The sequence below is a fragment of the Pseudidiomarina gelatinasegens genome, from assembly GCF_004025325.1.
Lineage (GTDB): Bacteria > Pseudomonadota > Gammaproteobacteria > Enterobacterales > Alteromonadaceae > Pseudidiomarina > Pseudidiomarina gelatinasegens.
The window spans coordinates 1-8252 of record NZ_RSFE01000015.1 but is presented as its reverse complement, the minus strand read 5'-3'; the positions used below and the strand labels follow the sequence as shown (position 1 = coordinate 8252).

Below are 8252 nucleotides of genomic sequence, written 5' to 3'. Positions count from 1 at the left end.
TCTACTGTTGCTGGAAAACGAAAACACGTTACGATGAAGCAAGATATTTAAAAGCATTACGAGAGAGACAATCGCCTTTATTGATGGCATAAAAAACTTGCTGAAAGTCTCAGGGCGTGAAGCGGACGTTAGAACTTATGCCTAACCTAATTGATTTCTCGGCTCTCTGTCATTGGTAAGTTTCGATGACACCGAATAAGGTAGGGTACACACCTCTGCGGTATTACACGTTTTGTTATTGTGTTGTGTATTTAAGTCGATTACTGTCAATTACATAATAAAAAATCAAAGTTGGTTATTGTGTGCTCGTTAGAATCTAATTGAGCATGCACAGTATAAAAATGTTAGCCATGACTATCGAGATATCGAATGATTTTTAAGAAATTAGAAATGGATAATTTGGGACCCATAACTCATTTATGTGTGGAGTTCCCTAAAGTTGGGAAAAGTCCAAAACCTCTCATCATCGTCGGTGAAAATGGGTCAGGAAAAAGTATTTTTCTGTCTCACCTCGTGAATGCTCTAATGGTAGGAAAGCAAGAAGTATATGAGGATGTTGAAGTTGAGAAAGGCAAAGTATTTAAATATAGAAGTCCCAACTATATAAAATCCGGTGAGGCGTACTCATTTTCAAGTGTAGAGTTTGAGTCTGGAGAAAAAGTACAGGAATGGCAACTTGCACGTTCAAGAGCAAACTTTGAGAGCGACCTCGGCTATACGCCGCTTAGAAACGAATGGAATCAGATTCAAAGTTCAGAAAACTCACATTTCACTGCTAACTTTCATGAACACCAAGAAAATACGAAGAAAATTTTCGCACAGCAGTGTTGTTTATATTTCCCCGTGAATAGATTCGAAGAACCTGCGTGGCTAAATTTAATGAATTTAAAGGCTAAAGCAAGCTACACGGAGCTTAAAAGAATATCTGGATATTCGAATAGGGAAATTATCTGTACTTCACCTTTGAAGAATAATATTAATTGGCTGCTTGACCTGATTTTTGATAGACAAGCATTTGAAATACGAACTCAACAAGTAACGCTTCCGGCACCAGGGAATCAACAACCTGCTATGGTTCCAGTTTTTGCTGGTTATCAAGGTCCAAGTTCGAGCCTCTACGAGGCTGTCCTTAAGGTAATACGGGTCATCCTAAAAGAAAGTGGAAATATTAGACTTGGGGCTGGCACTAGAAAGAATCGCCAAATTTCGATAATGAAAGATGAAAAGGTTTGGGTTCCAAATTTATTTCAACTTTCCACTGGCGAAGTTCAGCTGATTAATTTATTCCTTTCAATTATTAGAGACTATGATCTTTCAGAAGGAAAACTTGAAAGCCTCAATGATATTAAAGGAATAGTAATAATTGATGAGATCGACTCGCACCTTCATGCAATCCATCAGAAAGAGGTCCTCCCTGAGCTGATTAAGTCATTCCCGAATGTCCAGTTTGTTATTACAACTCATGCTCCGCTTTTTCTTCTTGGGATGGAGAAAGCAGTTGGGGAGGAAGGCTTTGAAATAATCAATATGCCAAATGGTGAGAGAGTTTCAGCGAGTGACTTTTCTGAATTTGTATCTGCCTACGAAGCTTTTAAAGAAACCACAAGACACCGAGAAGAAATTATTTCTGAGATTAAGCAGAATGCAAAACCAATTGTATTTGTAGAGGGTGATTATGATATTCGTTACCTAAAAAAGGCTGCTCAGCTACTGGGTAGAACGGATGTATTGGACAGGGTACAGTTAAAAGATGGGGATGGATTTGGAAACTTAGATAAAATTTGGAGAAGTTATAACAACTCTGTTTCAGAAGTGGTCCCCAATAAAATAATACTCCTGTACGACTGTGACACAAACAAACAGGATGCTCAAAAAAACCTTGTATTTAAACGAGTATTGCCATCAGTTCAAAATAACCCTATCCCAGTTGGAATAGAAAACTTATTTTCAAACGCCACAATTGATAGTCTCGAAACGAGCAATCCACAATTCATTGATTTTCAAGAAGGAAGCAAGAAAAGAGTTAGAGGAGTGGAATTAAATACTCCTGCTTCAAAGGCTGTCAATAAGGATGAAAAAGGTAATATGTGTAATTGGCTATGTCAAAACGGAACAGCTAAAGATTTTTCAGAGTTTGAAACGGCTTTTAGGATTATCGAGAACATAATCAATGGGTAACAAAGCATTGCAGCGGACAAGCCGCTGAATGCGGCGTTAGATTTTTCAAGGAGCGTCTGTGGATATACCTTCGAAGCATGTTTTTGATGCGTTAATGGATAAAGGAATTGATGAGTTGCATCACGCAAATAGCGTTGCGACCGCATGTCAATTTCTTCGGTCTCGCTCTTTGCTGTCTAGGGGAACTGTTGAACGGCTTGGGATCACACAAACACCTCAAAGCTCGGATGATCTAGATAAGCGTTATGGAATCTGGTTTGATGTCTTTGCTGATTCCGTTGACATTCATAATAGAGCTAGAAGAGCAAATGCCTACGGACCGGTATTGTTTGTCTTCAACACGGAGCTAATAAATAGATCCTATACGGGGCGCATCTGGGTGACGAAGTTAAACCCGACAAAGTGGTCTGGGAAATCTGAAAAGCAAAGGTGGTTTCAAGACAAGAAAGATCTTGAAGACAATATTACCAAAGGCACTTTCGATCAAATGTTAGTATTCCGCCATTGCGGTGGAGAGCTTCCATTTAAGAAGTTCTTGAAAAGAATCGTCTTAGATGACCCACAGCGAACGAGCGAAGAAGATGTGGACTTTTATAGTATGGCAGTGGGCGCATTAAAGCTCGCCATGTCTTATAGTAACTTGGACATTCCTATTGAACGCCGTGTATGCCGATTAGGCTGCAAATGCAACGACAATTACGGCGAAGATGATGAACGCTTGTACATGATGTTTGACCCAAAGATCTAACAAACACCTTAAAGACGCCACTACGGTCGCCAGATGCTCGCAAACTTGCGCCATTTATTTTGGCATTAATTGTTCGCTCCGGGCACAAAGCAGCTCATGGTATTAAGCTAAAAGTCAGCAACGAGCGAAGAACGGACCTTTTGACTTTCAGGTTACTGCAACTAGTGACTAGCCGTCGCGTTATTAGTAAGTGATGGTGTCGCCAGCGATGTACGGCACATTCACTTCGGCGATATTGCGTGTTTTGTTATTGTGTTGTGTGTTTAAGTCGTTTACTGTCAATGACATAACAAAAATAAAGGTTGGATATTGTGCGCTCGGTAGAGCGTAACTGAGCATGCTCAAATTGCCTTTGCTAACTCGGATTCTTTCAAGTTAGGAATGCCTGCTTGCTCAGTAAGTTAAGAGCTGAAAACCATCAATTGGACGAGTTGATAAACGCACACGCACAATATACAAATGTTAGCCTTACAAGGAAAGTTATGAGAAATCTGATAGTTATTTTAGTACAGTTTGTAACAACATTAGCTGTTCATGCCGAGGATTTTAATTGGCGAACAGGTGATGGGGCAAAAGCACCAAATACGAAAAATCAAAAAAGTATCTCGGGATTTGGCGGTTGGTTGCTGGTGACTCCTGATAAAGACTGGGAGGAAAAATGGAATACTCCAAAAGAGAATATCCCTCACTTTTCAGAAGCGGAAGAAGTCGAACTTGGTGAAGAATTAACAATCTTGCCTTTTTTTGCGAATCCTAAGCTAGATGAAAATAGATATTTTAAGATCTTGTGCGACATTAAAATTATCAAGCCAAATGGTAGCTTTTCAATCAATGAAATTGATGTACCGTGCGCCGAGGGAATACTGGAAGATGACCCTATGTCAATATTTCTCACACAAACCGTGATTAAGTACATTGGTGAAGCAGGGGATCCCTTTGGAGAGTGGACGGTCTTTTTTAATATGAAAGACTCTTTAAGAAATGTTGAAATCCCATTGGAAACTTCATTTACACTGGTTAAAAGTAAGGCTAACAAGTCAATACAGCCGACCGCTAACGCGTCGGCTGATTGAGGCGTTAGGGCGTATGCCAGCCACGTGCATACTCGGTCGTCTATCAATGAGCCGACCTCAGGTGTAAAAACTATGACGATTTATTATTCACCAATTGTCAGGAGACTACCAGATGAGCGAACGTGATGACCTGCTCGTTTCCGTCGCGAACGAGATCAGGACCTATCGACAAGGAGATCTCCCCGAGTCGACGCCAGAGCATGTCGACCGTTGGCTTCAGCAGTTTACGCCCGCTCAGCAGCTCCCTTTCATTCGCGAGTTTAATCACGTTATTAAGCAGACCTTCATTACTCAAGATAATGTGGAGGATTTCCTGTGCCGCCTCGTTACAAACCAGAAGCTGGCCGGGGCGGACCCCGCAGCATACTGGTCAGCTGCAAACTTCTTGAACATCCAACAGAATGGGCAGAGCCAGAAAGAGATGCTGAAGCTCTTCTCGAAGTGCCTCGAAGAAGAATGTGGTCTCGACCTAGATGACTGCGGAGAAGATGGGGGCGACTTCATATACCTCGACGACGTAATGTTCAGCGGCAACCGCGTAGGCAATGACCTTGAGGCATGGATTGTCGACGATGCACCGCAGACCGCACGGATCCATGTAATAGTTGCTGCTTATCACACATTAGGCCAGTACCTCATAGAACGGAAACTAAATGGGGTCATAGCGAATTCAGGTAAGAAGATCTCTATCAAATACTGGCGAGCCCTTACGATTGAGAACCAGAAAGCACATAAGAACATCTCAGGAGTGCTATGGCCCACAGCAGCCCCAAACGTGCCCGAGGTTCAAACATACATGGCCTTGCCGTCGAGATTCCCGTTCGAGCCGCGGCAGCCTTCTGCAAAGCCTATTGAACCATTCTCGTCGGAGGTCGGGCGCCAGGTCTTGGAAAGCGAGTTCTTCATCGCTGGTGCCAAGATCAGGGCCATGAGCGAAAACCCGAAGCCCTCCATGCGGCCGCTCGGCTTCAGTCCTTTCGGCGTCGGCTTTGGCTCCATGCTTGTCACGTATCGGAATTGCCCGAACAATTGTCCTCTTGCGATGTGGTGGGGTGATCCTGAGGCAACCTCTGGTGCCTTACACTGGTATCCGCTCCTACCGAGGGAGGGCTACTCCTCTCTGAGGAACATCTTCGATGATCTCACGCTCTAGCGTCGATCGGCCTGAGAACAGCCAGCTGCGAACTTACGTCCGCAGCGAGGTGGTCGTCGTCTATAAGACAAAGGAGGCATTCGGCGGCCTGTCCAACATGGCGGCGGGTTACCCCTTGCAGATCAACGGTGTCCGTATATTGACGACAGAGGCGCTGTACCAGGCTTGCCGCTTTCCTCACATGCCGGATGTTCAGCGCGAGATCATTGGGCAGCACAGCCCAATGACCGCTAAGATGAAGAGCAAGCCGCATCGCAAAAACTCAAGGCCGGATTGGGACGAAGTCAGACACAAAGTTATGCGTTGGTGCCTGCGCGTGAAGCTCGCGCAGAACTACGAGGAATTCGGTCGACTGCTGCTTGCAACACGGAGTCAACCTATCGTCGAGCAGTCACGCAAGGATGACTACTGGGGGGCAAAGCTGGTAGACGATGCAGGCGATATATTGGTCGGACAGAACGTACTAGGCAGGCTCTTGATGGAGTTGAGAGAGAAACTCAAGGACGATACGGAAGGTGTGTTGAAAACGGTGCCACCACTTGGCATTTCTGACTTCATGCTACTAGGTAAACCGATCGAGACAGTCACCGCTAATCTATCAAGGGACGTTCAAAAACCACAGTCGGACATGTTTTAAGGGCTTCGTCTTATCTGCTATTGAGCCCTAACAATCGACTGCACGGCGACCGATTTTCCGCCGCTTTGCGGCTCCAAACCGGCGCGTGAGCCGGGCGTTATATGGCCATTGCGTGCAAGAGTGAGCGGGCGATTAACTAGGAAGGTAAAATGTTTAGAGTGAATGACTGTATAAATTTTGAAGGAAAAGAGTATGTTATATCAAGCTTCCTAGGCCAGGGAGGAATGGGTCATGTTTTTTCAATTGAAGAGAAGTTGGGAGGCGCTAAGCTGGCACTGAAGTCTTTGCAGCACTATCTTCCTGATGACAACAATCACCGCTCATTAATTAATGAGTGGGAGAAAGCACAAAGAATTTCACACAGAAATACTATTCGCTACCTTGGTTTTCACGACGGTTTATCTGATCCTAGTACTCCGTACATTGTTATGGAATTCGCTCATGATGGTTCACTAGAAGATTTTTTGAAAGAGCAGACTAGCTTATTGGAAGAAGATGCCTGTCTGGAGATTTTCCACCAGATTATTGATGGAATGGAGGCCGTCAACGAAGTATTGATCCACCGAGATATAAAGCCAGACAATATATTTATAGATAATGGGGCTTTTAAGATAGCGGATTTTGGCTTAGCCAAAGTAGCTGAAGAAAAAACACGATCAAAAACCTTTAAGGGATGGGGTACAGAGCCATACATTGCACCAGAGGCTTATCGGGCAGAAACCAACACAATCCAAATGGATATGTACTCAATCGGTCATGTCTTCTATCAAATAGCTGCATTGAATCACGCTTTTGGAAATCAGCATGATTGGGAGCAGGCACATCTTACATTTGTCCCTCGCGCACTGAATGAAGTAAATCGAAGTATTTCACCAAAAGTGGCATCTGTCGTTAATAAGTTAATAGCAAAAAAACCTGGTAATCGTTACAAATCGTGGGATGCGGTGAGAAAAGACCTTATCGGTGCAGTCCAAAGTGTGGGCGATCATAAATCGGCCATTGACAAAATATTGAAAAATAAAATTTCAAGAGACTTGGGTGCTGAGAAGGCGTTGTCAGACCAACAATTGAAGGACAAAGAACTTCAGCGAAAAAATGGTATTCTGAGCTTTCAATTTAAAAATGAAATAGTTCAGCCAATCACTGAGTTTGTAGATAACTTCAATAAGGTTTCAGGCTTAAACGCTGAAATGAAGATTTCTGAAGTTTCAGGCAGGGATGATTTGGCCTGTAGAATTTCCTTTGACGGCAAAGCTGTCAACATATGGTTTCATCCCTTAACTGAATCTGACTTACAGAGCGGTTATGCAGATGATATTTGGGGAGAGCGAAAGCTTAATACTACTAAGCCTAGCATGAGAGGCAAGCCTATTATGGCTTGGGGTGGAGTAGAGTGTCCAGATAGGACTGGTTTGAACATTGTGCTGGTATCCTCAGAAACAGATGAATATGGTGATTGGTATTTATTGAAGAATACACATTCGGGTTTAGGGCAGAGAAGAGACAATAGGCCTGATCCTTTTGCCTTTACAAGTAACGAGCTAGTCAAAGAAATACACAATGTTGGTGTCATGCACATTTATAACCTGAATGCGAAACCGCTCGACGTTACTGAATTAGTTGAATTTATATCCAATACCTTATGATGGTTTTAGTTTTACTGGTCGTGGTTAAGCCATATAACAATCGCAAGCACGCGGAGCAATTTTCCGCTGCGCTCCAAACTGCCCGGTGTTGCGGGCGTTATGCTCTTAGGAGTATATGCAATGTATGTGTTTGAAATCGTAACCCCTGGAACATGGCTCGAAAGTGAGGATCGGGATTGGTCGTGGAAAATCGGAAATCTGCTGCAATCACTCAAATCACAATATTTTGAGGCAAATTTTGCACTGAACTTGTTTACTGAAGCCAGATCTGTCTGCCCCTCAGTCGCTGACCGTGAAAACTGGGAACGAGATGCCCAACGAAGGAGTGAGATTAGGCGGGAAATAGAGCAAGAGTACGGTGGGTTTCCGGGGCACGAGCAGTGGGATGAGATCAATTTTAAAACCGAAGTCCGGTTCAAAAGAGAAAAATGGTCGAATGGATTTCAACCACGGGAATTCGAGCACAATTTACCTTTCATATACGCTCGAGCCTTTCTCTACGCTATTGATTCATTTGACAAGTTCCTTGGGGTTTTATCAAGAGAAGACGGTGTGCCGGAAATCGTTGCAGAGCTGCATGGCCAGGTAGGCGAAGCATTTCCCGATCTTCGAGGAGTAAGGAACAGCGCTCAGCACTTGGAGGATAGATCGCGTGGCCTTGGTGCTGGAAGGAACCCGAAGCCTCTGGATTGTTACCGGCAGTGTAAAAATGACCCCCTAACGGCAATTGAAAATTGACCCCCTGAAGTAAACTAGCGGTTTTTCTCAAGAGGCCGCTTTCGATGTTAACTCAGGAGATGGTTGTGACCATTAAAGT

The 8252-nt window shown here is 43.8% G+C and carries 8 protein-coding genes; 7 read left to right on the top strand and 1 reads right to left on the bottom strand.

Annotated elements, in window-relative coordinates:
- Positions 1–369 precede the first annotated feature (369 nt).
- Complete coding sequence (locus EGC76_RS11715) at positions 370–2178, top strand: AAA family ATPase (RefSeq protein ID WP_128353188.1); 1809 nt, start codon at positions 370–372, stop codon at positions 2176–2178.
- Between the two features lie 58 nt (positions 2179–2236).
- Positions 2237–2926, top strand: a complete 690-nt coding sequence (locus tag EGC76_RS11710; protein WP_128353187.1) for a hypothetical protein — start codon at positions 2237–2239, stop codon at positions 2924–2926.
- A 183-nt stretch (positions 2927–3109) separates the two neighbouring features.
- Here EGC76_RS11710 and EGC76_RS11910 read toward each other — a convergent pair whose 3' ends face one another.
- Positions 3110–3265, bottom strand: a complete 156-nt coding sequence (locus EGC76_RS11910; RefSeq protein WP_153827366.1) for a hypothetical protein — start codon at positions 3263–3265, stop codon at positions 3110–3112.
- A 143-nt stretch (positions 3266–3408) separates the two neighbouring features.
- Between EGC76_RS11910 and EGC76_RS11705 the strand changes: the two genes are divergently transcribed.
- The 5 genes from EGC76_RS11705 (at position 3409) to EGC76_RS11685 (ending at position 8173) form a co-directional block, all read left to right on the top strand.
- Complete coding sequence (locus EGC76_RS11705) at positions 3409–3999, top strand: hypothetical protein (protein WP_128353186.1); 591 nt, start codon at positions 3409–3411, stop codon at positions 3997–3999.
- A gap of 112 nt (positions 4000–4111) precedes the next feature.
- Complete coding sequence (locus tag EGC76_RS11700; protein ID WP_128353185.1) at positions 4112–5152, top strand: phosphoribosyltransferase-like anti-phage protein; 1041 nt, start codon at positions 4112–4114, stop codon at positions 5150–5152.
- Complete coding sequence (locus EGC76_RS11695; protein WP_128353184.1) at positions 5136–5789, top strand: NADAR family anti-phage protein; 654 nt, start codon at positions 5136–5138, stop codon at positions 5787–5789. Before EGC76_RS11700 ends, EGC76_RS11695 begins: the two co-directional genes overlap by 17 nt.
- A gap of 149 nt (positions 5790–5938) precedes the next feature.
- Positions 5939–7435, top strand: a complete 1497-nt coding sequence (locus EGC76_RS11690; RefSeq protein WP_128353183.1) for a serine/threonine-protein kinase — start codon at positions 5939–5941, stop codon at positions 7433–7435.
- Positions 7436–7555: 120 nt separating this feature from the next.
- Positions 7556–8173: a hypothetical protein gene (locus EGC76_RS11685; RefSeq protein WP_128353182.1), complete on the top strand. Its 618-nt coding sequence runs from the start codon at positions 7556–7558 to the stop codon at positions 8171–8173.
- Positions 8174–8252: the final 79 nt, after the last annotated feature.

Excerpts from the sequence above, each read along its gene's own strand:
- EGC76_RS11700 (WP_128353185.1), top strand. The coding sequence starts at position 4,112 with ATGAGCGAACGTGATGACCTGCTCGTTTCCGTCGCGAACGAGATCAGG.
- EGC76_RS11690 (WP_128353183.1), top strand. The coding sequence starts at position 5,939 with ATGTTTAGAGTGAATGACTGTATAAATTTTGAAGGAAAAGAGTATGTT.
- EGC76_RS11910 (WP_153827366.1), bottom strand. The coding sequence starts at position 3,265 with ATGCTCAGTTACGCTCTACCGAGCGCACAATATCCAACCTTTATTTTT.
- EGC76_RS11685 (WP_128353182.1), top strand. The coding sequence starts at position 7,556 with ATGTATGTGTTTGAAATCGTAACCCCTGGAACATGGCTCGAAAGTGAG.
- EGC76_RS11695 (WP_128353184.1), top strand. The coding sequence starts at position 5,136 with ATGATCTCACGCTCTAGCGTCGATCGGCCTGAGAACAGCCAGCTGCGA.
- EGC76_RS11715 (WP_128353188.1), top strand. The coding sequence starts at position 370 with ATGATTTTTAAGAAATTAGAAATGGATAATTTGGGACCCATAACTCAT.
- EGC76_RS11705 (WP_128353186.1), top strand. The coding sequence starts at position 3,409 with ATGAGAAATCTGATAGTTATTTTAGTACAGTTTGTAACAACATTAGCT.